Raw genomic sequence first — 23,880 nt, forward strand, 5'->3', positions numbered from 1 at the left:
ATTGCCCCCGCTGTTGTGGAGGTGATGTATGTGCGAATTGCTCGGGATGAGCGCCAATGTGCCAACCGATATCTGCTTTAGTTTCACCGGGCTGGTTCAGCGTGGTGGAGGAACCGGGCCGCATAAAGACGGCTGGGGCATCACTTTCTACGAAGGCAAAGGGTGTCGCACGTTCAAAGATCCACAACCCAGCTTTAACTCACCGATCGCTAAACTGGTGCAGGACTATCCCATTAAATCCTGTTCGGTGATTGCCCACATCCGCCAGGCAAACCGTGGCGAAGTGGCGCTGGAAAATACCCATCCGTTTACCCGTGAACTGTGGGGCCGTAACTGGACCTATGCACACAATGGGCAACTCACGGGTTATAAATCACTGGAGACGGGCAATTTCCGCCCGGTTGGCGAAACCGACAGTGAAAAAGCCTTCTGCTGGTTACTGCACAAGCTGACGGAGCGCTATCCCCGCACGCCTGGTAACATGGCCGCCGTGTTTAAATACATCGCGACGCTGGCGTCGGAGCTACGCGAAAAAGGCGTGTTTAACATGCTGCTCTCTGACGGGCGCTATGTGATGGCGTTCTGCTCGACAAATCTGTTCTGGATCACCCGTCGTGCACCGTTTGGCGTTGCGACCTTGCTCGATCAGGATGTGGAGATTGATTTTCAGAAGGAGACCACACCGAACGATGTGGTCACTGTCATTGCAACGCAACCGCTGACGGGCAACGAAACCTGGCAAAAGATTATGCCAGGCGAGTGGGTGCTATTTTGTCTCGGGGACCGTGTAATTTGACGCCAGTTGTGGATGGACGACTTCGTGGCTCAGCGGTTTGCTGACCACGTAACGGCCATCTACGATAGAGACCACTGGTGGCTTGTGGGTCTGCTCAAAGTAGTCGTAACCAGGTTTCAGCTGTTTCCAGAAATCCGCGTAGTAAGAGTACTTGTGGCGTGCCATGTTGGCATCGGTCATGCGGAACGGATAGATGCTGACCTGAACGTTAGGTTGCCCAAAGACCAGCGCGCCCGTCACGAACTGGAAAATCTCATCAATGCCGGAATCGGTCATCGCATAACAGCCGATAGACACGCAGGCACCGTGGATCATCAGGTATTTACCTTCATAACCGTGAGCACGGTCATAGGCATTCGGGAAGCCGATGTTAATGGCTTTATAGAAGCGGCTGTCAGGTTTGAGCTGGTTACGCTGAACGCTGTAAAACCCTTCCGGACTTTTGAAATCGCCCTGACGCTGTTTTGGCCCCAGCCCGCCGGAGTAGTTACAAATTTTGTAGCTATCAAGCAGCTGATAAGTCTCGCCCATTTTTACAAACAGATCGAGAGTGCGCTCTTCCTTGAAGATCTGAATATAAACCGGCGATCCCATTAACTGCTGTTTATATTCTTTGCTGATCGGCGTCGTTGAGCTATTACTGCTGAGCAGCCCGGCAAACGACATGCACGGAATCAGAAGCATCGCAATGAACAATGCGATTTTACGCATACTACTAGTTCCTTGATAAAACCATGACCAACTTGCCAGGACGGCAAAAGAGACCCGAAATCAGATTATTCTGTTAGGAGCGCTCACATTAGCACCGCCAGAGATTTTCGCAAGAGCCGGGCGGTGAGTTTACAAATTAGTTTTACTTTATAAACCATCACAATCGCGTTTGCGCCAGGAACTTTGCGCAATAGCTCGCAATTTGGCGCCCCCGACGGCGGATTACCTGCCCGTCAGAAGGTGAAAATGGTACACTCCGCGTCCACTGGATTGTTGTTTATGGAAACCTGCTAACCACATGTTTAAAATAAAAAAAGGACTTAATTTGCCGATTGCAGGCGTGCCTGAGCAGCTCGTCTCGTCAGGCGCAAGTGTCCGTCATGTTGCCATTTTAGGTGATGATTATCTGGGAATGCGTCCTTCTATGCTGGTGCAGGAGGGCGATCGCGTGATTAAAGGGCAGGCGCTCTTTGAGGACAAAAAAAATCCCGGCGTCATGTTCACGGCACCCGCAAGCGGCACTGTTGTCGCGATCAACCGCGGCGAACGCCGCGTTCTGCAGTCGGTGGTTATCCGTATTGAAGGCGATGAGCAGTGTGAATTTGCGCATTATGACGCCGCAGACCTCGCATCGCTGAGCCGTGACGCGGTTCAGGCTCAGCTTCTGGCGTCTGGTTTATGGACCGCGCTTCGCACGCGTCCTTTTAGCAAATCACCTGTTCCGGGTACGGAACCGGCCGCTATTTTTGTTACGGCAATCGACACCAACCCGCTCAGCGCAGACCCGCAACCGGTTATTCTGTCTCAGCGAAAAGCCTTTGATGCCGGGCTGACTATTTTAACCCGCCTGACCTCAGGAAAGGTCCATGTCTGTCAGGCTGGTGGCGGTAAGCTCGGTGGGCACCCGCAGGGGCAGGTGACATTTAATGAGTTTGCAGGCCCTCATCCCGCAGGTCTGGTCGGGACGCATATTCACTTTCTTGAACCCGTGAGCCTGACGAAACAGGTCTGGCACCTGAATTATCAGGATGTTATTGCCATCGGTACGCTGTTTACCACGGGTGAACTCAGGGCTGAACGGGTAATCGCCATCGGCGGGCCGCAAGCGGCCAACCCGCGTCTGGTGAAAACGCTGCTGGGCGCTGACATTAATGAACTGCTGGTGGGTGAAATAAAAGAGGGCGAAAACCGCCTGATCTCCGGCTCGGTTCTCAGCGGACGCCATGCCGTGAATGCGCACGCTTATCTGGGGCGTTTCCATTTGCAGGTCAGCATTGTGCAGGAAGGGCGCGAGAAAGAGCTGTTTGGCTGGGTTCTGCCCGGTGCGGAAAAATACTCCGTCACCCGGACCACGCTGGGCCATTTCCTGCGCCATAAACTCTTTAACTTCTCGACCAGCACGCATGGCGGAGCGCGCGCGATGGTACCCATTGGCAACTACGAGCGCGTCATGCCGCTGGATATTCTGCCGACCATGCTGCTGCGCGATCTGCTCGCCGGCGATACCGACAGCGCGCAGGCATTGGGTTGCCTGGAGCTGGACGAAGAAGATCTGGCGCTTTGCACCTATGTTTGTCCGGGAAAATACGAATACGGACCCGTATTGCGCGAGGTGTTAACCCGCATTGAGCAGGAAGGATAACCGATGGGCTTAAAACACCTCTTTGAAAAAATTGAGCCGCACTTTACCGAAGGGAAGCTCAAAAAGTATTACCCGCTGTATGAAGCGACGACCACCATTTTCTACACGCCAGGCCTGGTGACGAAAGGCGCGGCACACGTTCGCGATGCCATCGATCTGAAGCGAATGATGATTCTGGTGTGGTTTGCGGTCTTCCCGGCCATGTTCTGGGGCATGTATAACGTGGGGCTGCAGACCATTCCTGCACTGCATCATCTGTACGATGCTCAGCAACTGGCGCAGGTGATCCAGTCTGACTGGCACTACCGTCTGGCGCAGTCATTGGGCGTGAGCTTTGCGTCAGATGCGGGCTGGGTCAGCATGATGACGCTGGGGGCGGTGTTCTTCCTGCCGATCTACATCACGGTATTTATCGTGGGTGGCTTCTGGGAAGTGCTGTTTGCCATCATCCGTAAACATGAGATCAACGAAGGCTTCTTCGTTACTTCCATTCTTTTTGCCCTGATTGTTCCGCCAACATTACCGCTCTGGCAGGCTGCGCTGGGGATTAGCTTTGGTGTGGTGATTGCGAAAGAGATCTTCGGCGGGACCGGGCGTAACTTCCTCAACCCAGCGCTGGCGGGACGTGCGTTCCTGTTCTTTGCCTATCCTGCACAAATATCAGGCGATCTGGTATGGACAGCGGCGGATGGTTTCTCCGGTGCGACACCTCTTTCTCAGTGGGCGGCACACGGGGGCGAAACGCTGGTTAACAACGCGACAGGCCAGCCTGTTACCTGGTTTGATGCCTTTATTGGCAACATACCGGGCTCCATTGGGGAAGTCTCTACGCTGATGATTTTGCTGGGTGGTGCGATCATTCTTTTCGGTCGCGTGGCCTCCTGGCGGATTGTTGCCGGTGTGATGATCGGCATGGTGCTGACCGCCACGATGTTCAATGTGATCGGTTCGACTACCAATCCGATGTTCTCCATGCCGTGGTACTGGCATCTGGTGTTGGGGGGCTTCGCATTCGGCATGATGTTTATGGCGACCGATCCCGTCTCTGCCTCGTTTACTGATAAAGGTAAATGGAGCTATGGCGTGCTCATTGGTGCGATGTGTGTCCTGATTCGTGTGGTCAACCCGGCGTATCCGGAAGGGATGATGTTGGCCATTCTGTTTGCCAACCTGTTTGCGCCACTTTTCGATTATCTGGTGGTGCGTGCCAATATTCAGCGGAGGAAGGCGCGTGGCTGAAGTTAAAAATAACGACAGCATCAGCAAAACGCTGCTGGTGGTGCTGGTGCTCTGCCTTGTCTGTTCCATTGTGGTGGCCGGTTCTGCCGTGGGGTTAAAGCCGCGACAGCAGGAGCAGCGCGCGCTGGATAAACAGCGCAATATCCTGGCTGTTGCCGGGCTGATGCAGGAAGGTATGAATGCCGACGATGTCTCTGCAGTCTTTGCTGAGCGCATTACCGCGCGTCTGGTGGATTTAAAAACCGGGCAACTGCTGGATAAAGATCCGGCGAAATACAACCAGTCGCTGGCATTAAAAGACCCGCAGATGAGCCTGACGCTGGACGCCTCACAGGATCCGGCTGGCATCAAGCGTCGCAGTAATCTTGCCGAAATCTATCTCGTGCGCGATGAACAAAAACGGGTGCAGGAAGTGGTAGTGCCTATCTACGGCAACGGTCTGTGGTCGATGATGTACGCCTTTGTGGCGCTTGATACGGATGGTCGCACTGTGAAAGGCATTACGTACTATGACCAGGGCGAAACGCCGGGGCTCGGCGGTGAAGTGGAGAACCCTAACTGGCGGGCACAGTTTGTCGGCAAGAAAGTGCTCGACGATAACGGTCTGCCTGCGCTGAAGGTAATGAAAGGGGCTGCTCGTCCCGGTGACGACTACGCCGTCGACGGGCTCTCCGGTGCCACGCTCACCTCAAAAGGTGTGCAGCACAGTTTTGATTTCTGGATGGGCGAGCTGGGCTTTGGTCCTTTCCTGAAAAACGTACGTGAAGGAGCGCTGAACAATGGCTGATACCGGTGAACTGAAAGAAGTCAAAAAGGTGCTCATTGGCCCGTTGATCGCCAATAACCCGATCACGCTGCAGGTACTGGGTGTCTGTTCAGCTCTGGCGGTGACGACCAAGCTGGAAACAGCGGTAGTGATGACGTTGGCAGTCACGCTGGTTACCGCGTTTTCCAGCATGTTTATCTCCATGATCCGTCACCACATTCCCAACAGCGTGAGGATCATTGTGCAGATGGCGATCATCGCCTCGCTTGTGATCGTGGTCGATCAGCTATTGCGCGCCTTCGCCTATGAAACCTCCAAACAGCTGTCGGTGTTTGTTGGTCTGATTATCACCAACTGTATCGTGATGGGGCGTGCGGAAGCCTACGCCATGAAAATGCCGCCGCTGGCGAGCTTTATGGACGGCATCGGCAACGGCCTTGGCTACGGTGTGATCCTGCTGACCGTGGGGTTCCTGCGAGAGCTGATTGGCAGCGGTAAGCTGTTTGGCATCACGGTGCTGGACACGGTGCAGAACGGCGGCTGGTATCTGCCGAATGGACTGTTCCTGCTGGCACCCAGCGCATTTTTCATTATCGGTTTGCTGATCTGGCTGATTCGTACTTTGAGACCAGAACAGCAGGAAAAGGAGTAACCGACAATGGCTCATTACCTGAGTTTATTTGTGCGTGCGGTGTTTGTTGAAAACATGGCGCTCGCGTTCTTCCTCGGCATGTGTACGTTCCTTGCCGTGTCCAAGAAGGTCTCGACGGCATTTGGCCTGGGCGTAGCGGTTACCGTGGTGCTCGGCTTATCGGTGCCGATCAACAACCTGGTATACAACTTTGTACTGCGGGACGGCGCGCTGGTGGAAGGCGTTGATCTCAGCTTCCTGAACTTCATCACCTTTATCGGTGTGATTGCGGCGCTGGTGCAAATCCTTGAGATGATCCTCGATAAGTATTTCCCGTCGCTATACAACGCGCTGGGGATCTTCCTGCCGTTGATCGCGGTGAACTGCGCCATCTTCGGCGGCGTCTCGTTTATGGTTCAGCGTGATTACAACTTCAGTGAATCCGTGGTGTACGGTTTCGGTTCTGGCATTGGCTGGATGCTGGCGATTGTCACCATGGCGGGGATCCGCGAAAAAATGAAATATGCCAACGTGCCTGCAGGCCTGCGTGGCTTAGGGATCACCTTTATCACCACCGGGCTGATGGCGCTGGGCTTTATGTCCTTCTCCGGTGTGCAGCTATAAGGGCTAACTGATGGAAATTATGCTTGGCGTGGCGATGTTCACGCTGATTGTACTGGTGTTGTCAGGGCTTATTCTGGTGGCACGTGCGAAGCTGGTGAATGCCGGCGACGTGGTGATTGATATTAACGACGAGCCGCAGAACCAGATCCGTACGCCCGCCGGAGATAAACTGTTGAATACGCTCTCCGGCAACGGGATCTTTGTCTCTTCGGCCTGTGGCGGCGGTGGTTCCTGTGGACAGTGCCGCGTTACGGTGAAAGAGGGTGGAGGAGATATCCTGCCAACCGAACTGGCGCATATCACAAAGCGTGAGGCAAAAGAGGGCTGTCGTCTGGCCTGCCAGGTCGCCGTACGTCAGAACATGAAAATAGAGCTGCCGGAAGAGATCTTTGGCGTTAAAAAATGGGAATGTGAAGTTATCTCTAATGATAACAAAGCCACGTTTATCAAAGAGTTGAAGCTGCGGGTGCCGGAAGGGGAAGATGTTCCGTTCCGCGCCGGAGGATACATTCAGATTGAGTGCCCGAAACACGCTGTGGCGTATGCTGACTTCGACGTGCCGGATGAGTACCGCGCCGACTGGGACAAATTCAATCTCTTCCGCTTTGTATCGGAGGTAAAAGAGCCAACGCTACGCGCCTACTCGATGGCTAACTACCCGGAAGAGAAGGGCATCATCATGCTCAATGTGCGTATCGCCACGCCGCCACCGAATGTGCCGGATGCACCGCCGGGTGTCATGTCTTCGTACATCTGGTCTCTCAAGCCTGGTGACAAAGTGACGATCTCCGGTCCGTTCGGTGAGTTCTTTGCCAAAGATACCGACGCGGAAATGGTGTTTATCGGCGGCGGTGCCGGCATGGCCCCGATGCGCTCGCACATCTTTGATCAGCTCAAACGACTGGGTAGCCAGCGTAAAATCAGCTTCTGGTACGGGGCCCGTTCGCTGCGTGAGATGTTCTACGACGATGAGTTCGAACAGCTGGCGCGTGAAAACCCGAACTTTACCTTCCACGTGGCGCTTTCCGATCCGCAGCCGGAAGATAACTGGACGGGCTATACGGGGTTCATCCACAACGTGCTGTATGAAAACTACCTCAAACAGCATCTTGCGCCGGAAGACTGCGAGTTTTATATGTGTGGCCCGCCAGTAATGAACGCCGCAGTCATTAAGATGCTGAAAGATCTTGGCGTGGAAGATGAGAACATCATGCTTGATGACTTTGGAGGCTGATGATGCTGACGTTTCTGGCAACCTTTGCGGTTTTTGTGCTTGTCATCTTCGGCATGTCGTTAGGCTGGATCGTTAAGCGGAAAAGCCTTCAGGGCAGCTGCGGCGGCATCTCTTCCATTGGGATGAAGAAGGTGTGCGACTGCCCGGAACCGTGCGATGCCCGTAAAAAACGCATGGCGCGCGAGCAGCAGCGCATCATTTAATCTGGTAGGTTGGGTAAGGCGAAACCGCCACCCGACAATTCTCACGCACACTTCTCAACCCTCATTTATTTACTGTATACTTATCCAGTAATGAGTGAGGGCTTACTATGCGCAAAATAATCCATGTTGATATGGACTGCTTTTTTGCCGCAGTGGAGATGCGTGACAACCCGGCGCTGCGGGATATTCCCATCGCCATTGGCGGCAGCCGCGTTCAGCGTGGTGTTATCAGCACCGCCAACTACCCTGCGCGTAAATTTGGCGTGCGCAGCGCCATGCCTACCGCAATAGCCCTGAAGCTTTGCCCTCATCTCACTCTTTTACCCGGTCGCTTTGACGCTTACAAAGAGGCCTCAATTCATATTCGGGAAATCTTCTCCCGCTACACCTCTCGGATAGAACCGCTGTCGCTGGACGAAGCCTATCTTGATGTGACCGACAGCGTACACTGCCACGGCTCAGCAACCCTGATGGCACAGGAAATCCGCCAGACCATCTTCAAAGAGTTAAATCTGACCGCGTCGGCAGGAGTCGCTCCGGTGAAATTTCTGGCCAAGATCGCCTCCGATTTAAATAAGCCCAACGGTCAGTACGTCATCACGCCGGAAGAGGTGCCTGCGTTCTTAAAAACGCTGCCACTTGGCAAAATCCCTGGTGTGGGAAAAGTATCTGCTGCAAAGCTGGAAAGTATGGGATTACGGACCTGTGAAGATGTGCAGCGAAGCGATCTGGCAATGTTGCTTAAGCGTTTTGGAAAATTTGGGCGCGTACTGTGGGAACGCAGCCAGGGGATTGACGATCGTGATGTGAACAGCGAACGGCTACGGAAATCCGTTGGGGTTGAGCGAACGCTGATTGAAGACATTCATGACTGGTCTGAATGCGAAACCATCATTACGGAACAGCTCTATCCTGAGCTGGAGCGACGCTTGCTCAAGGTGAAACCGGATCTGCTCATTGCCCGTCAGGGTATCAAATTAAAATTCAACGATTTCCAGCAGACCACGCAGGAACACGTCTGGCCGCGTCTGAATAAAGAGGATCTCATTGCGACGGCGAAAAAGGCATGGGAAGAACGAAGAGGAGGGCGAGGGGTGAGGCTGGTGGGATTGCACGTCACGCTGCTGGACCCGCAGTTAGAGCGGCAGCTGGTTTTGGGATTGTAAAAAAGCCCGGAAGTACTTACCGGGCCTATGTTTTTCACCCTCTCCCTTTTGGTGAGGGCTGGGGGAGGGAGTTACTTAACAGGAATCGCTTTCAGCAGCTCAGTCAGCAGCGTCCAGTAATGACCCACGCTTTCGATATGAACCTGCTCATCCGGAGAGTGTGGCCCGGTAATAGTTGGCCCGATAGAGACCATGTCCATATTCGGATACGGTTTCTTGAACAGACCACATTCCAGACCCGCGTGGATCACCTGAATGTTCGGCGTGCTGTCGAACAGACGCTGATAGGTTTCACGGACCAGAGCCATCACCGGAGAACTTGCATCCGGCTGCCAGCCAGGGTAACTGCCTTTAGCAGATGTTTTCGCACCGGCCAGCGTGCCCAGAGATTCCAGCATGCTCACCACGTACTCTTTGCCTGTGTCGATAAGTGAACGGATCAGGCAGATGATCTCTGCGCTGTCGTCACTCATGGTCACCACGCCCACGTTCAGAGAGGTTTCAACCACGCCTTTGGCCACGTCAGAGTTGCGGATCACGCCGTTTGGCGTCGCGTTCAGCAACTGAACGAAGGTGTCGCGGGACTGCGCGGTCAGCGCGGCTTTATCCGTGGAGACGGGTTCCAGCACCACGGTCAGATTTTTCTCTTTCGCCGACAATTCGTTTTTCAGGATATCCAGATACACGCTGGAGAGTTTTTTCAACTCGTCCGCTTTTGCCGCTGGTACGGCCACGGTGGTGAATGCTTCACGTGGGATCGCGTTACGCAGGGTACCGCCGTTGAAGTCTACCAGACGTAGATCCAGCTCAGCCGCATGGCCAGCCAGGAAGCGTGCCAGCAGTTTGTTGGCGTTGCCGAGACCTAAGTGAATATCACCGCCGGAGTGACCGCCTTTTAGCCCTTTCAGCGTCAGCTTGAAGGTCTGGAAGCCAGCAGGAATCGCTTCGCGTGACAGCGGCAGGGTAGAGATGAAATCAATTCCTCCCGCGCAGCCCATGTAGATCTCGCCTTCTTCTTCTGAGTCGGTGTTGATCAGAATATCTGCCTGCAGCCAGTTCGCCTGCAGACCGAATGCACCGTCCATACCCGCTTCTTCGGTCATGGTCAGCAGCACTTCCAGCGGACCATGTTCAACGCTGTCGTCCGCCAGCACGGCCAGCGCAGAGGCCATACCAATGCCGTTATCCGCGCCCAGCGTGGTGCCGCGCGCTTTCACCCAGTCGCCGTCGATGTACGGTTGAATCGGGTCTTTGGTGAAGTCGTGAACGGTGTCGTTGTTCTTCTGTGGCACCATGTCCAGGTGCGCCTGCAGTACAACCGGTTTGCGGTTTTCCATGCCAGCAGTTGCTGGTTTGCGGATCAGAATGTTACCAACCTGGTCACGTTCAGCATGCAGGCCTTTTTCCTTCGCCCAACCCATAATGTGTTCGGCAAGCTGTTCTTCATGGTAGGAAGGGTGTGGAATGGAACAGATTTTGGCAAAAATATCCCACAGTGGCTGCGGAGATAATTGAGACAGTTCAGACACGATAAGTCTCCTTGTCGATGCACTGCAAACAGGGTTGCAGGTCACAGGGTTAGCAGGTTAATAGTTACCACAAGTCAGACTTGCGAGATGAAACCGAGAATACCACTTTCTCCGCTGGCTGGTAGCATAAAGCATGTAAAAACTCGGGCTCAGGGCGCTAAACACTGGTTTTTAGTGCGTCAGATCTCTATAATCTCGCGCAACCTATTTCCCCCTCGAACACTTTTTAAGCCGTATAAAAACAGGCTGGGACACTTCACATGAGCGAAAAATACGTCGTCACCTGGGACATGTTGCAGATTCACGCCCGCAAACTGGCTGCGCGTCTGATGCCTTCCGAACAGTGGAAAGGCATTATTGCCGTTAGCCGCGGCGGTCTGGTACCGGGGGCGCTGCTGGCTCGTGAGCTGGGTATTCGTCATGTCGATACCGTCTGCATCTCCAGCTATGACCATGACAACCAGCGTGAGCTGAAAGTGCTGAAACGCGCGGAAGGTGACGGTGAAGGTTTCATCGTTATTGATGACCTGGTGGATACCGGTGGTACCGCTGTGGCCATTCGAGAAATGTATCCAAAAGCCCACTTCGTCACTATTTTCGCCAAGCCTGCAGGCCGCCCTCTGGTTGACGATTATGTGATTGATATTCCACAGGACACCTGGATTGAACAGCCGTGGGATATGGGCGTGGTCTTTGTACCACCTATCTCTGGTCGTTAATTCCGAACCGTCATTATTTTAACGCCCGGTGATACCGGGCGTTGTTTTTTTTAGTCTGGCGCGCGTTACAATAGTCTCTATATGACGATTCATGGAGGCAACGTAATGACGCAGGCGAATCTCACCGAGACTCTCTTCAAACCCCGTTTCAAACACCCCGAAACGTCGACGCTGGTGCGCCGCTTTAATCCGGGGACCATGCCTGCCATCCAGTCTGCATTAGACGGTAAAAACGTGCCCCACTGGTATCGCATGATTAACCGCCTGATGTGGATCTGGCGGGGTATAGACCCCCGTGAAATTCTCGACGTGCAGGCTCGGATCGTCATGAGTGACGCCGAGCGCACCGACAGCGAACTCTACGATACCGTCGTGGGATACCGCGGTGGTAACTGGATCTACGAGTGGTCTAAACAGGCGATGCTCTGGCAGCAAAAAGCCAGCCAGGAAGAGGACGCCACGATCAGCGGCAAGCACTGGCTGCATGCTGCAAACCTCTATGGCATTGCCGCGTATCCGCATTTAAAAGGGGATGAACTGGCTGAGCAGGCTCAGGCGCTGGCGAATCGTGCCTATGAAGAGGCTGCTCAACGCTTGCCGGGGCGGATGCGTGAGCTGGAATTCACCATTCCTGGCGGGGCGTCCATTACCGGATTCCTGCATATGCCTGAAGGGGAAGGCCCGTTCCCGACCGTCCTTATGTGTGGCGGGCTGGATTCACTACAGATCGACTATTACAGCCTTTATGAGCGTTACTTCGCACCAAAAGGGATCGCGATGCTAACGCTTGATATGCCGTCAATTGGCTTCTCATCCAAGTGGAAACTGACTCAGGATTCCAGTTTACTGCACCAGCATGCGCTAAAAGCGCTGGAGAATATTCCCTGGGTAGATCACACCCGTGTTGCCGCATTTGGTTTCCGTTTCGGGGCGAACGTCGCGGTGCGTCTGGCTTACATTGAATCATCCCGCCTGAAAGCCGTCGCCTGTCTTGGCCCGGTCGTTCACGCGTTGCTAAGCGATCCCGAACGTCAGGGCAGCGTACCCGAAATGTATCTGGATGTGCTGGCCAGCCGTCTTGGCATGCATGATGCATCAGACGAAGCGCTACGCGTTGAACTCAATCGTTACTCGTTAAAAACGCAAGGTCTGCTGGGACGTCGGTGTCCAACACCGATGCTATCAGGTTTCTGGAAAAACGATCCGTTTAGTCCGGAAGAAGAGTCCCGCTTAATCACTTCGTCATCTGCGGATGGTAAATTGCTTGAGGTGCCGTTCAGCCCGGTTTATCAGAATTTTGACAAAGCCTTGAAAGAGATCACGCGCTGGATCGCTCAGAGATTGTGTTAATAGATTGCTAAATTTTGCTGGTTTGGTAAAACAGTGGCTTCACAAAAGGAGATCGCAATGACGTTACCGAGTGGACACCCGAAAAGTAGACTGATTAAGAAATTTATGGCTCTTGGCCCGTATATTCGAGAAGAGCAGTGTGAAGAGAATCGCTTTTTTTTCGACTGTCTGGCTGTATGCGTCAACGTGAAGCCTGCACCCGAAAAACGTGAATTCTGGGGCTGGTGGATGGAAATGGAAGCAGAGGAAAAACGCTTTACATATAGCTACCAGTTTGGCCTGTTTAATAAAGACGGCAAATGGCAGGCCACCTCCATTAAAGATCAGGAAGTCATTTACCGCCTGGAATATACCCTGAAAGAGTTCCAGGACAAGGCAAACGCACTGCTGGCTACTTTGGATCTCAAGTTCGAGCCAGCGGATGACTTCTCCAGCGAAGCGGTGAAGCTGACTGCCTGATGGTTTTCCCCAACTTGCTGTGGGAGAGGGGTTCAGACCGCATTAATCTCGACAAAAAAAACCGGCATCAAGCCGGTTTTTTTTATTTCTCATCATCAGAACTGGTAAGTCATCCCCAGGGCAACGATGTCATCGCTGCTCACGCCCAGTTTATTTTTGTCGTCAATCTGGTTGATTTTATAATCAACAAACGCAGACATATTTTTGTTGAAGTAATAGGTTGCGCCAACATCAATGTATTTCACCAGATCTTCGTCACCAATACCCTCGATATCTTTGCCCTTAGACTGGACATAACCCAGGGACGGACGCAGACCAAAGTCGAACTGATATTGTGCGACAACTTCAAAGTTCTGAGCTTTATTCGCAAAACCACCAGAAATTGGCGTCATATTGCGAGTTTCTGAATACATTGCTGCCAGATAAATATCGTTAGCATCATATTTCAGACCGGTTGCCCACGCTTCTGCTTTGTCGCCCTGGCCGCGAGTCAGCAGGTTCTGAGCATTGGTACGGTCAGAGTTGGTGTAGGCGCCGCTGATGGCGAAATCGCTGCCACCGAAGTCATACGTCAGAGAAGTACCAAAGCCGTCACCGTTCTGCTTCTTGGCGTCACGGTTTTCGTTTTTACCCTGGTATTGCAGCGTCATATCCAGACCGTCAATCGCACCGAAAAAGTCGGTGTTACGGTACGTGGCAAGGCCGGTGGCACGCTTGGTCATGAAGTTGTCGGTCTGCGCGGAAGAGTCACCGCCGAACTCAGGGAACATATCGGTCCATGCTTCGACGTCGTACAGTGCACCCAGGTTACGACCATAATCCAGGGAACCGAAGTTTTTCAGTTTTAGACCGGCGAAGGCCAGACGTGTTTTCTGTGAGGAATCACTTTCTGCTTTGTTACCCGCAAATTCAGATTCCCAGCGGCCATAGCCTGTCAGCTGATCGTTGATCTGCGTTTCGCCTTTAAAACCGAAACGCACGTAAGTCTGGTCACCATCTTTGGTGGCATCATCACTGATGTAGTGCATGGCTTTAACTTTGCCGTACACGTCCAGTTTATTACCATCTTTATTATAAACTTCAGCTGCGTGAACAGATGCAGAAGCCACGACGCCCATAACCACTAATGCCAGAGTGCTCTTTTTCATTTTCGATCCTGTCTTATAAACGCGCTAAAAAATTCGCTGGACGATAAGCTCATGCTTAAGTCCCGTGAAAAAACAGGAAGGGTTTTATCGTTCTGGAGTGAAACTTTTATGACAAACTAAGAATAATTTTAAAAAACTGTGATTTATTATTTCAGTAATAAAATTGTCAAACTTTGCCGCTACGCTTCCTGATCCCGAGCAATAAAGTGTTTCGTGATGTGCTATGGCAGTTGGCAACGGGGCTGACTCCTGTTAAAACGTTCGTTTGACATTACTTTCCCTTATCGTTGAACGGCAGAGAATCATGAGTGACAGCCAGACGCTGGTGGTAAAACTCGGTACCAGTGTTTTAACAGGCGGATCGCGCCGCCTAAATCGCGCCCACATTGTTGAGCTTGTACGTCAGTGCGCTCAGTTACATGCCGCAGGGCATCGTATTGTGATTGTAACCTCCGGGGCGATTGCCGCCGGGCGTGAACACCTTGGCTACCCCGAACTCCCCGCGACGATCGCCTCTAAACAGCTGCTGGCCGCCGTGGGACAAAGCCGACTGATTCAACTCTGGGAACAGCTGTTCTCTATCTACGGTATCCACGTCGGGCAGATGCTGCTGACGCGTGCGGATATGGAAGATAGGGAGCGTTTCCTGAACGCCCGCGATACCCTGCGTGCGTTGCTGGACAATAATATTGTTCCCGTCATTAACGAAAACGATGCCGTTGCCACCGCTGAAATCAAAGTGGGTGACAACGACAACCTCTCAGCGCTGGCCGCGATTCTGGCCGGTGCCGATAAATTACTGCTCCTGACCGATCAGCAGGGTCTGTTTACTGCCGACCCGCGCTCTAACCCTGAAGCCGAACTGATTACCGATGTACACGGCATTGACGATGCGCTTCGCGCCATCGCGGGCGACAGCGTATCTGGCCTGGGAACCGGCGGCATGGGCACCAAGCTGCAGGCCGCTGATGTAGCGTGCCGCGCCGGTATCGACACCATTATTGCGGCGGGAAGCCGTCCTGGCGTTATTGGCGACGTGATGGAAGGTATCTCCGTCGGTACCCGTTTCCACGCGCAAGAATCCCCGCTGGAAAACCGTAAACGCTGGATATTTGGTGCGCCTCCTGCTGGCGAACTCGTCGTTGATGAAGGGGCGACTGCCGCGATTCTGGAACGAGGAAGTTCATTACTTCCTAAAGGAATTAAAAGCGTGACAGGCAACTTCTCCCGTGGTGAAGTGATCCGCATCCGTAACCTCGAAGGTCGCGATATTGCCCACGGCGTAAGCCGCTATAACAGCGATGCCTTACGCCGCATTGCGGGTCACCACTCGCAGCAGATCGACGCCATCCTCGGCTATGAGTATGGCCCGGTTGCCGTGCATCGTGATGACATGATTATTCGTTAAGGAGCCAGAACATGCTGGAACAAATGGGCGCAGCTGCGAAAGCCGCCTCGTACAAACTTGCGCTCCTTTCCAGCCGCGAGAAAAACCGCGTGCTGGAAAAAATCGCTGATTATCTGGAATCGCAATCCGCTGAGATATTGCGAGCTAATGAACAGGATCTGGCAGAGGCACGTGTAAACGGTCTGAGCGAGGCCATGCTTGACCGCCTGGCACTGACGCCGGCACGTCTGAAAGGCATCGCTGATGATGTCCGCCAGGTTTGCAATCTCGCCGATCCGGTTGGGCAGGTGATTGACGGTGGCCTGCTCGACAGCGGCTTACGTCTTGAGCGTCGCCGTGTGCCGCTTGGCGTAATCGGCGTGATTTATGAAGCTCGCCCAAACGTCACCGTTGATGTCGCCTCCCTGTGTTTGAAGACCGGCAACGCCGCCATTCTGCGCGGCGGGAAAGAGACCTGGCGTACCAATGCGGCGACGGTAAACGTTATTCAGCAGGCGCTGGAGGAGTGTGGTTTACCAGCGGGTGCCGTCCAGGCTATCGAGAGCCCGGACCGCGCGCTGGTGAACGAAATGCTGCGCATGGATAAATACATCGACATGCTGATCCCACGTGGGGGGGCGGGCTTGCACAAGCTCTGCCGCGAGCAGTCGACCATTCCAGTAATTACCGGTGGTATTGGCGTGTGCCATATCGTCGTTGACGACAGTGCTGAGATTGAGCCGGCGCTGAAGATTATCGTCAATGCGAAAACCCAGCGTCCAAGCACCTGTAACACCGTGGAAACGCTGCTGGTGCATCAGGGCATTGCGAGCACTTTCCTGCCAGCACTAAGCAAACAGATGGCGCAAAGCGGCGTGACGCTGCACGCTGATGCCAGTGCTCTGGCGCTGTTGAAGGATGGCCCGGCGACTGCGGTTCCAGTAAAAACGGAGCAGTATGACGATGAATTCCTGTCTCTGGATCTGAATGTGAAGATTGTTGCCGATCTCGACGACGCGATTGCGCACATCCGTGAACACGGTACGCAGCACTCTGACGCGATCCTGACGCGCACCCTGCGCAATGCCGATCGCTTCGTGAACGAAGTGGATTCCTCTGCGGTATATGTTAATGCCTCGACGCGCTTCACCGATGGCGGTCAGTTCGGGCTGGGCGCCGAAGTGGCTGTCAGCACGCAGAAATTGCACGCGCGCGGCCCGATGGGCCTTGAAGCACTGACCACTTACAAGTGGATCGGCTTTGGTGACGATACGATTCGTGCGTAAATAATCACGGGTGATGCAAAAATAGCCGTTTGATTCAAAAGGGCATTGACGCATCACCCGGATAGATCTAACCTTTTGCCCCGTGGTTACACTCGTAACCGGCCTCTCAGGGCCGATATAGCTCAGTTGGTAGAGCAGCGCATTCGTAATGCGAAGGTCGTAGGTTCGACTCCTATTATCGGCACCATCTAAGAAAATCAATCACTTAGCGTAAAAAACCTAAAGGATTGTATCTTTCATTATCATCCTTGATAACACTTGGGAAACGCCTTTCCGTTGTATTGGCTCAAGGATTGTACAACGTACTGGCGGGTAGTTACCAGGCTCAAGCCCGAACAGCATTAGAAATTTTGTCATCCCTTGAAGCTGAAAGAGTTACCGGACTCTCTAAACACATCACTTGAACCCTTAGCGATACGTTCCACGCTTCGTGCGGCGCTCAATGAAGCTACACGTCGAGATGACGTTGCAGAGAATAAACAGGTGTAATGTTGGGAAGACTAACCGGATCGGGAAAGAATCCTCCTCTGCCACGGTTTCGATCACCGGAGTATAACGATCACCTGATAAGAGAACTTGCTAAGGCTTTATCCCCCTGCGAAGGGATCACACCCTGCGGAAGCGCTACGCGCCGACTTTTCTTATGTGCCCAATACGGCACGTAATGGTCATCTATTATCTACACCATTGTAACTTTCGTTGTACTGTCTCTCTGATGTGCGTTGAATGCTGGCATATTCAGCGGAGGAGATATCATGTCAAAAGCTAACTCAAAAGCATCCACGAAGCGTAACAACCGAAAGATACACGCTCGTAAATTCCTGGCTACGCCGGAGGGTAAATCATGGATAGAACGCAAGACAATCGAAGAAGCTGAAATGAAGCTGGTTTCAGAGGCGAGGAAGTTTATATAAAGGGGTGAGGGCATGTTGCTTGTAGGATGTGCCCCCCCATTCCTCAACTTTTTTGTGCTTCCGCCGCGATTCTTACTCCACAAAGGAAATCACCAAGACCAGCCCCAACACTGGTTCCATCAGCCACATAATCACCTTTAAAAGCTAAACTTCCATCCATATAGAAAAATTTTATTTCACCATATCCATTATCACAATCTGTGTTTTTCATACTAATTTTGTAATATTCAACTTTTTTATCTGTTTTTTCATACATGAACAAAGCAGATGAATCACCTTTTACATTTCTGAATGTGCCTTTCTTGACTAAAAAAGCACCGTCTTTATTCGTCGTAACTTCAATCCAATTGGTTGAGTTTTCCGCGAAGGCAAGTTGTGTAGCAAAAAGCACCGACAAGCCCAGCAAAGTGATTTTCTTAACCATATGAGCCACTCTATTTTTTAAGGATTTTCTTGATTTTATCCTTGTTTTAAAGAACGTACAACGATAAGTCAGTATGACATTTAGTCACTGCTGAAAATTCGTATCCCAAAAAATAGGGGGCAACCCGCCCCCCGAATCTTACTTCTTCAAGTCACCAGTACATTGATATTCCATTGTGACCATTGTTTCCATACATCCGCTTGAGGATGGTTGGGAACAAACTGAAGTATAACCGCCGAAAGGCTCAGCACCAGAATAGCCCCATGCCGTGCAACGCTTTGCTACTGCTTGAGCGCCTTGCTGAACGTTGACTTTAGGTGATTCAAACATTCCAAAGGAATAACTCATTTTTACAGTCCCATCGGCCTTGCTACCACCAGTTGGAACCAGTTGTTTCTGTACAGCACACCCAGAGAGAAGCAGGGCTGAAACCGCCAACACCAATAAACTTTTAAGCATCTAAATCATCCCGTTTAATTGTTGTATTTAAGAGCGATTGCAATCTTGATCTGCTCCCCGTTGATTAATACACACCGATGTTAGTAATGTCTTCATATTGACCCTTCTGGTGTGTTTTCTCTGGATATTTTCTGTGGAATCACTCTTGCGGGACGTTAATCTGTTAATTTTTTCTTATCATGACGACTATGTAATAATGGATTCTTAATCGACTCGATGAAGGACTCATCGAGTCGAATTAAAAACAAAGTGAGAACACTGAGTCGGGCTCAGTAGCGGGTATTACTGTTTTAGCAAGCGTGGAAGCTGATTATTCAGTTCAAGCAGGCAACTATTCATATATTTTTCAGTTTCGCTGACAACTTTCTTATAATTGTTTGCATTCCAGTCGCTCAATGGGGCCTCGACAGGTGTTGGGGTACATTCTGCTACTGTAAATGCAGAGAACATATTCCCGCTTTCCGGGCGTTTATAAAACAGAACTTTATATTTTAGCTGATAAAGCGGCGTTGCAGCATTCGCATCTTTATAGATTAATGCCCAGGTCGCCTTACCAATATACAGCGGTTGTTTATAGAGGTGGCCGTTCCCTTTTTCATTCATCCACTGAGTAATATTTTGTTTGGCTTTTGGAATAAACCAGTTGTTTGTTGGGTTCTCCAGCGTTTCGACTGTTGTTCCTTTATAGTTCTCTTTATCAAAATCACTACTGTTGATACTTCCGAGTAATGCACCAACCACCGCGATCCCCATACCGGCCGCTGCATGAGTCGGAGTCACTTCGCGTAAGTGACTATCGGCCACTCGATTGTTATTCAGCTCTGGAATGGCGGACACGCTGTAAATTTCAACTGAGCTACCATTTGCTGCCTTTACGGTGTCTGGTTTTACCGAACCTGCGCAGCCAGCAAGAATTAAAGATGCGGATATTGCTAAAAGACGTACTTTCATTTTATCTCCATATAATAATTTAATTTAAGTTGCTGTGTCGATTATCTGTGCCAGATATATCAGCTGAATTAACAAAAGGCTCTTTTCAACCAGGTAAGGTGTGCTGACGTATTTTCATATTGAGTATCGACTTGCCCATTAACTTCTTGAGCCATGTAGTCATATTTCTTTGACGGGCATCAAATTTGCTGGTGATATTAGTAACCACCGCTGTGTCTCAGCAATCCGCCCTGGTACCACCAGTAGAAAGCCTTTGGCAAGAGAAGCCAACGGTTGCGGGCTAACGATTACCCCGTCTCCAGCATCGTGAAGCTCACAATCCTCGCTTTTCCCAGCTCTTTTGCCTGGTACAGGGCCACATCCGCCGCGCGCAGTATATTACAGGCTGTTAGCACGCTACTAAGCTGATCTTCACCTGTGCTCTTCTGCCCGTTATTATCCAGGCTAACTACGGGGTTGTCGGAGACGGTGATTCGTCAGCCGCTTGATGAGGCCATTGCTCAGGGGGATCTGACCGAGAGTGAGACGCACTGGCAGATCACCCAGCACGGAAAACTGTTTTTAAACTCGCTGCCTGAACTGTTTCTCACCGAATAAGTTCCTAAGTGCATTTGCCGGATAAAACCATCCGGCAAACTGCCTGATAGCGCTGCGCTTATCAGACCTGAAAATCAAAGTGATAAGCGCAGCCGCCTTCAGCGATTAAAACTGATTAAACATTGTCTGGATCTGTTTCGGATCTTTAGTCTGCGTCAGCGCAAGTTGCAGCAGTACGCGTGCCTTCTGTGGGTTCAGGGAACCAGAGGCAACGAAACCGTACTTCGCATCATCGATTTCAGCATCCTGCGTGGTTGAACCCGTCGGTACGCGGGAAGAACGCACCACAACAGTCCCTTTATGCGCTGCGGTTGCCAGCGTATCGAAGACCGTTTTGTACAGGTTGCCGTTACCCACACCCGCACTCACAATCCCATCATAACCCGCATCCACCAGCGCTTTTGCCGGCAGATCTGAAGCATTCGCGTAGTTATAGACGATACCGACCTTCGGCAGTTCATTCAGCTTAGAAACGTCGAACGGCGTGGAGGTGGTATGCTTACGCGCAGGCGTTCGCTGGTAGTCGATTTTACCGTTATGAATGTACCCCAGCGGTCCGTAGTTTACGGATTTGAAGGTCGCCACATCGGTGGTGTTGGTTTTGGTCACGTCGCGCCCGTCAAGCACGGTGTCATTCATCACCACCAGCACGCCACGGCTGGCAGAGGATTTATCCGCCGCGGTCACCACCGCGTTATAGAGGTTAAACGGACCGTCCGCGCTCATCCCGGTAGACGGACGCATTGCGCCAACCAGCACCACTGGCTTGTTGCACTTCACGGTTAGATCGAGGAAGTAAGCGGTCTCTTCCATGGTGTCGGTACCGTGGGTAATCACGAAGCCGTCGGTGCTGTCACACTCGTTATTGATCTTTTTCGCCAGGGTTAACCAGACGTCGTCGTTCATATCCTGCGAACCGATATTGACGACCTGCTCACCCTTAACGTTAGCGATATCCTTAAGTTGAGGAACGGCTTTGACCAGATTCTCTACGCCAACTTTGCCCGCCGTATAGTTAGATTTGGTTGCGGAGTCACCTCCACCGGCAATCGTCCCGCCGGTCGCTAAAATGGTGATGTTCGGTAAGGCGAGCGCTGCACCGCTGAAACCCATTACCAGTGCTGCCAGTGCCGTTTTCCTGAAAAACTCCATGTTATTTCTCCAGTTACGTGAATTTATCGCATTATCCCAACCTCATAGTTGAATAATGTGATTTCATTCAGTTAACCAGACAAATGTATTTTTTAGATTGTTAAATTTAGAGGTGGATGTCGCTTCCACCCGAACCACCAGCAAAATCGCCGTTGCTACGTTTCTGAAAAACCTGCCACAACCACTCTGAAAGGGTTTCCATCTTCCCAGCAGCACTTTCAGCAATACCCGTTTATTCCTCAACCCATCAATCAATACGACGTTCATCAAACCAGGCCACACTGAATTTGGCCACCTGAGCAGAGGTGATGGACTGACTCCGCATCGGTATTACCCATTTTAGTAGCTGATGGCACTCTCCTGCTGTGAGATAATGCGTACGCAAACGGTTTCGTACCGTTTTCGACACATATATCTTGATGGAATTGATGCCTGGTTTTTTCATTCTGGACGCCACCGTTCCCTGACGAGGCGTCTTTTTTTCCGTTACTAAAGCGTTAACGGATAATGAAAAAGTGCTGTGTAAAGCAGGAGAAAATGCTAAATGTGATTTAGCCGTTTTTGATTTTTAGGTCGACTTGAGATTGAGGTTTTCCGAACAGGTATCCCTGCACGAGATCGCAGCCAAGTGCCTGAAGACGTTCAAGCTGCGCTTCGGTTTCAACACCTTCTGCGATGACACTCATATTGAGGCTCTTCGCCATACCGGTTATCAATTTGACGATATTAAGCGCATCATCCTGTGTGGAAATAGGATTCACAAAGGATTTGTCTATTTTAATTTTATCAAAATTCAATTCACTCAGTCTTGAGAGCGACGAATATCCCGTTCCGAAATCATCGATGGAAATTTTTACACCCAGAGATCTGAGCTTTTTGAGGATAGTGATTGGCATGTTGCTGTCACTGAAAAGAGAAGATTCCGTCACCTCCAACTCGAGTCGGTTAGCCGGTAGTCCTGTCTCTTTAAGGATGGATTGCACCATCGTCGTAAATGATTTATTACCCAATTGAATAGGTGAGACGTTTACGGAGATCCTTGCCGGAATCGCCCATAACACAGCTTCCCGACAGGCAAGCTCAAGCACAATTTTGCCGATCTGATTGATCATTCCGGTTTTTTCAGCGACTGAAATAAAGTAATCAGGTGACAGTATCCCCTTCACCGGGTGTATCCAGCGAATAAGCGCTTCATATCCGTAAATTTGATTGCTGAATGAATCGACAATAGGTTGGTAATATACAACGAACTCATGGTTATCGAGTGCTAGTGCCATGTCATGTTCAAGGGTTCTGCTTTCCTGCAACCTTTGCATCATCCACTGACGGAAGACTTTTATCTGCTGTGAACCTTCTTTTTTGGCTTCATAGAGCGCCAGATCGGCAAATTTATAGAGATAATCAGAGCGTCGCTCATTGTCTGATAAAACGATACCCACACAGGTGGCAATTTTTATCAGTTGGTTGTTAATCGTATAGGGCTGACTAATCTCATCGCTGATTTCTTTGGCTCGTGAGAGTGCCGCTGTTTCGGTTAAACCACTGGACAGAAGCGCAAATTCATCTCCGCCCAGGCGGTAAAATGTCTCTGAATCGCAACTCATTGAAGTCAGACGGCGGGATACCTGACGTAACAGTAAATCGCCGGTATCATGGCCATAGGTATCGTTGACCTCTTTGAACCGGTCTAAATCAAATAACATTACCGTTACAGGGATATGGTTTTTATCTGCCTGAAGATTAATTTTGTTGAGATCGTCCCAGAAGTAAAGTCGGTTTTTCATCCCGGTGAGGGAGTCATGATAGACATCATATTCCAGCTTCGCATTCTGAATTTGCAGTGTTTCTTTTGATAACTGGAGCTCTTCAGCAAGGCTTTTAACCTGCATATGTGCTTTGAGAATATTTTTGTTCTGATAGATCATTAAAAATCCCAGGATAAAGCTTAATATCACCAGGAGCAATGAAAGAGCAGAGTAAATATAATAAAGTATCTGTACTTTCTTGTTGGATTCATTAACCGTGTTAATGTCTTTCGTTAATGCTGTTGCAGAAAGTTGACTCAGTGGCGCATCGAGCATATGCATATTTTTCAGGTACGCCTGTAACTCAGAATGGCTCATTTTCTCAAGATGACCATCCAGATAGTTCAGTATTTGCTCTACGCGTGAAGCGAGCTCCTGGTGCGTTTTATCGCTGTCAATATAGTGACCTAAATCTCCCCCTTTCATTAAATCGCCCTGACTCAGCATAATTTCAAGGCGCATGCGGACCTGGTCTATCGTAACGTCATCGGTATCGGTTGCGTATAGACCAAGCCATGATTCAAAACGGTAATACTCAGATACCAGTTGGGCCACTGACCAGGACTCAGTGTATTGAGTCAGTTTTTGCAACTCTTGCTGTCGATCATAAACAAGGTATGCAATATATCCTGTCGTGATAAAAAGAGAAAAAATGATACCAACCAGTATCCTGTTCATTATGTTCTCC

The 23,880-nt window shown here is 51.1% G+C and carries 24 protein-coding genes, 1 tRNA gene and 1 pseudogene; 17 read left to right on the forward strand and 9 right to left on the reverse strand.

Features of this window, described 5'->3' with window-relative positions; translation table 11 throughout:
• Window positions 1–28: 28 nt before the first annotated feature.
• Window positions 29–796 (forward strand): class II glutamine amidotransferase, encoded by a 768-nt coding sequence (locus tag AAHF05_RS04280; RefSeq protein WP_028017727.1) that lies wholly within the window; start codon window positions 29–31, stop codon window positions 794–796.
• Here the strand turns inward: AAHF05_RS04280 and dpaA are convergent.
• Window positions 767–1,507, reverse strand: a complete 741-nt coding sequence (gene dpaA, locus AAHF05_RS04285; protein WP_028017726.1) for a peptidoglycan meso-diaminopimelic acid protein amidase — start codon at window positions 1,505–1,507, stop codon at window positions 767–769. The genes AAHF05_RS04280 and dpaA overlap by 30 nt on opposite strands.
• Window positions 1,508–1,805: 298 nt before the next feature.
• Between dpaA and AAHF05_RS04290 the strand changes: the two genes are divergently transcribed.
• From AAHF05_RS04290 to dinB, 8 genes are all read left to right on the forward strand, one after another.
• The gene (locus tag AAHF05_RS04290) at window positions 1,806–3,149 is read left to right on the forward strand and encodes a Na(+)-translocating NADH-quinone reductase subunit A (RefSeq protein ID WP_129323777.1); all 1,344 of its coding nucleotides are present in this window, start codon (window positions 1,806–1,808) and stop codon (window positions 3,147–3,149) included.
• 3 nt (window positions 3,150–3,152) lie between these two features.
• Window positions 3,153–4,388 carry an NADH:ubiquinone reductase (Na(+)-transporting) subunit B gene (locus AAHF05_RS04295; RefSeq protein WP_129323778.1) on the forward strand — a complete coding sequence of 412 codons (1,236 nt, stop codon included), beginning with the start codon at window positions 3,153–3,155 and terminating at the stop codon, window positions 4,386–4,388.
• On the forward strand, window positions 4,381–5,175 hold the full coding sequence (locus AAHF05_RS04300; protein WP_028017723.1) for a Na(+)-translocating NADH-quinone reductase subunit C: 795 nt from the start codon (window positions 4,381–4,383) through the stop codon (window positions 5,173–5,175). The genes AAHF05_RS04295 and AAHF05_RS04300 overlap by 8 nt, the downstream gene beginning before the upstream one ends.
• On the forward strand, window positions 5,168–5,806 hold the full coding sequence (locus AAHF05_RS04305; RefSeq protein ID WP_129323779.1) for an NADH:ubiquinone reductase (Na(+)-transporting) subunit D: 639 nt from the start codon (window positions 5,168–5,170) through the stop codon (window positions 5,804–5,806). The genes AAHF05_RS04300 and AAHF05_RS04305 overlap by 8 nt, the downstream gene beginning before the upstream one ends.
• Before the next feature lie 6 nt (window positions 5,807–5,812).
• Window positions 5,813–6,409 carry an NADH:ubiquinone reductase (Na(+)-transporting) subunit E gene (gene nqrE, locus AAHF05_RS04310; RefSeq protein ID WP_023334613.1) on the forward strand — a complete coding sequence of 199 codons (597 nt, stop codon included), beginning with the start codon at window positions 5,813–5,815 and terminating at the stop codon, window positions 6,407–6,409.
• 10 nt (window positions 6,410–6,419) lie between these two features.
• Complete coding sequence (nqrF, locus tag AAHF05_RS04315) at window positions 6,420–7,643, forward strand: NADH:ubiquinone reductase (Na(+)-transporting) subunit F (protein ID WP_129323780.1); 1,224 nt, start codon at window positions 6,420–6,422, stop codon at window positions 7,641–7,643.
• Window positions 7,643–7,846 carry a (Na+)-NQR maturation NqrM gene (gene nqrM, locus AAHF05_RS04320; protein WP_028017721.1) on the forward strand — a complete coding sequence of 68 codons (204 nt, stop codon included), beginning with the start codon at window positions 7,643–7,645 and terminating at the stop codon, window positions 7,844–7,846. The genes nqrF and nqrM overlap by 1 nt, the downstream gene beginning before the upstream one ends.
• A gap of 107 nt (window positions 7,847–7,953) precedes the next feature.
• Window positions 7,954–9,012 carry a DNA polymerase IV gene (dinB, locus tag AAHF05_RS04325; protein WP_129323781.1) on the forward strand — a complete coding sequence of 353 codons (1,059 nt, stop codon included), beginning with the start codon at window positions 7,954–7,956 and terminating at the stop codon, window positions 9,010–9,012.
• A gap of 71 nt (window positions 9,013–9,083) precedes the next feature.
• Here dinB and pepD read toward each other — a convergent pair whose 3' ends face one another.
• A complete protein-coding gene (gene pepD, locus AAHF05_RS04330; RefSeq protein ID WP_049007195.1) occupies window positions 9,084–10,541 on the reverse strand; it encodes a cytosol nonspecific dipeptidase in 1,458 nt (485 codons plus the stop codon).
• Between the two features lie 260 nt (window positions 10,542–10,801).
• Between pepD and gpt the strand changes: the two genes are divergently transcribed.
• From gpt to crl, 3 genes are all read left to right on the forward strand, one after another.
• Window positions 10,802–11,260, forward strand: a complete 459-nt coding sequence (gene gpt, locus AAHF05_RS04335) for a xanthine phosphoribosyltransferase (protein WP_003863205.1) — start codon at window positions 10,802–10,804, stop codon at window positions 11,258–11,260.
• Between the two features lie 105 nt (window positions 11,261–11,365).
• Entirely contained in the window at window positions 11,366–12,610 is a 1,245-nt protein-coding gene (gene frsA, locus AAHF05_RS04340; protein WP_129323782.1) for an esterase FrsA, read from the forward strand.
• Window positions 12,611–12,667: 57 nt separating this feature from the next.
• A complete protein-coding gene (crl, locus tag AAHF05_RS04345; RefSeq protein ID WP_374936436.1) occupies window positions 12,668–13,069 on the forward strand; it encodes a sigma factor-binding protein Crl in 402 nt (133 codons plus the stop codon).
• A 95-nt stretch (window positions 13,070–13,164) separates the two neighbouring features.
• On the opposite strand, the gene phoE is transcribed toward crl, so the two are convergent.
• Window positions 13,165–14,217, reverse strand: coding sequence for a phosphoporin PhoE (gene phoE / locus AAHF05_RS04350; RefSeq protein ID WP_028017716.1), 1,053 nt, complete (start codon window positions 14,215–14,217; stop codon window positions 13,165–13,167).
• Between the two features lie 304 nt (window positions 14,218–14,521).
• Here phoE and proB point away from each other — a divergent pair, with 304 nt between their 5' ends.
• The 4 genes from proB to AAHF05_RS04370 all read left to right on the forward strand — a co-directional run bounded on the left by proB (window position 14,522) and on the right by AAHF05_RS04370 (window position 17,804).
• On the forward strand, window positions 14,522–15,625 hold the full coding sequence (proB, locus tag AAHF05_RS04355; protein ID WP_008501877.1) for a glutamate 5-kinase: 1,104 nt from the start codon (window positions 14,522–14,524) through the stop codon (window positions 15,623–15,625).
• 11 nt (window positions 15,626–15,636) lie between these two features.
• Complete coding sequence (gene proA / locus AAHF05_RS04360) at window positions 15,637–16,890, forward strand: glutamate-5-semialdehyde dehydrogenase (RefSeq protein ID WP_129323783.1); 1,254 nt, start codon at window positions 15,637–15,639, stop codon at window positions 16,888–16,890.
• Window positions 16,891–17,001: 111 nt separating this feature from the next.
• Window positions 17,002–17,077: transfer RNA gene (locus AAHF05_RS04365), tRNA-Thr, on the forward strand.
• Window positions 17,078–17,645: 568 nt separating this feature from the next.
• Window positions 17,646–17,804, forward strand: a complete 159-nt coding sequence (locus tag AAHF05_RS04370) for a hypothetical protein (protein ID WP_164989099.1) — start codon at window positions 17,646–17,648, stop codon at window positions 17,802–17,804.
• A 43-nt stretch (window positions 17,805–17,847) separates the two neighbouring features.
• Here AAHF05_RS04370 and AAHF05_RS04375 read toward each other — a convergent pair whose 3' ends face one another.
• The 3 genes from AAHF05_RS04375 to AAHF05_RS04385 all read right to left on the reverse strand — a co-directional run bounded on the left by AAHF05_RS04375 (window position 17,848) and on the right by AAHF05_RS04385 (window position 19,638).
• Window positions 17,848–18,228: a hypothetical protein gene (locus tag AAHF05_RS04375; protein WP_129323784.1), complete on the reverse strand. Its 381-nt coding sequence runs from the start codon at window positions 18,226–18,228 to the stop codon at window positions 17,848–17,850.
• Between the two features lie 138 nt (window positions 18,229–18,366).
• Window positions 18,367–18,687, reverse strand: a complete 321-nt coding sequence (yecR, locus tag AAHF05_RS04380) for a YecR family lipoprotein (RefSeq protein WP_129323785.1) — start codon at window positions 18,685–18,687, stop codon at window positions 18,367–18,369.
• Window positions 18,688–18,969: 282 nt separating this feature from the next.
• Complete coding sequence (locus tag AAHF05_RS04385) at window positions 18,970–19,638, reverse strand: hypothetical protein (RefSeq protein WP_129323786.1); 669 nt, start codon at window positions 19,636–19,638, stop codon at window positions 18,970–18,972.
• 450 nt (window positions 19,639–20,088) lie between these two features.
• Here AAHF05_RS04385 and AAHF05_RS04390 point away from each other — a divergent pair.
• A pseudogene (locus AAHF05_RS04390) lies at window positions 20,089–20,235 on the forward strand (YggW family oxidoreductase); the annotation flags it as partial.
• A 105-nt stretch (window positions 20,236–20,340) separates the two neighbouring features.
• Here the strand turns inward: AAHF05_RS04390 and ansB are convergent.
• The 3 genes from ansB to AAHF05_RS04405 all read right to left on the reverse strand — a co-directional run bounded on the left by ansB (window position 20,341) and on the right by AAHF05_RS04405 (window position 23,870).
• A complete protein-coding gene (gene ansB, locus AAHF05_RS04395) occupies window positions 20,341–21,387 on the reverse strand; it encodes an L-asparaginase 2 (RefSeq protein WP_129323787.1) in 1,047 nt (348 codons plus the stop codon).
• Window positions 21,388–21,634: 247 nt separating this feature from the next.
• Window positions 21,635–21,832 (reverse strand): hypothetical protein, encoded by a 198-nt coding sequence (locus AAHF05_RS04400; protein ID WP_129323788.1) that lies wholly within the window; start codon window positions 21,830–21,832, stop codon window positions 21,635–21,637.
• 106 nt (window positions 21,833–21,938) lie between these two features.
• Window positions 21,939–23,870: a bifunctional diguanylate cyclase/phosphodiesterase gene (locus AAHF05_RS04405; RefSeq protein WP_028017705.1), complete on the reverse strand. Its 1,932-nt coding sequence runs from the start codon at window positions 23,868–23,870 to the stop codon at window positions 21,939–21,941.
• Window positions 23,871–23,880: the final 10 nt, after the last annotated feature.

Origin of the sequence: Enterobacter adelaidei (assembly GCF_041937165.1) — a bacterium.
GTDB lineage: Bacteria > Pseudomonadota > Gammaproteobacteria > Enterobacterales > Enterobacteriaceae > Enterobacter > Enterobacter adelaidei.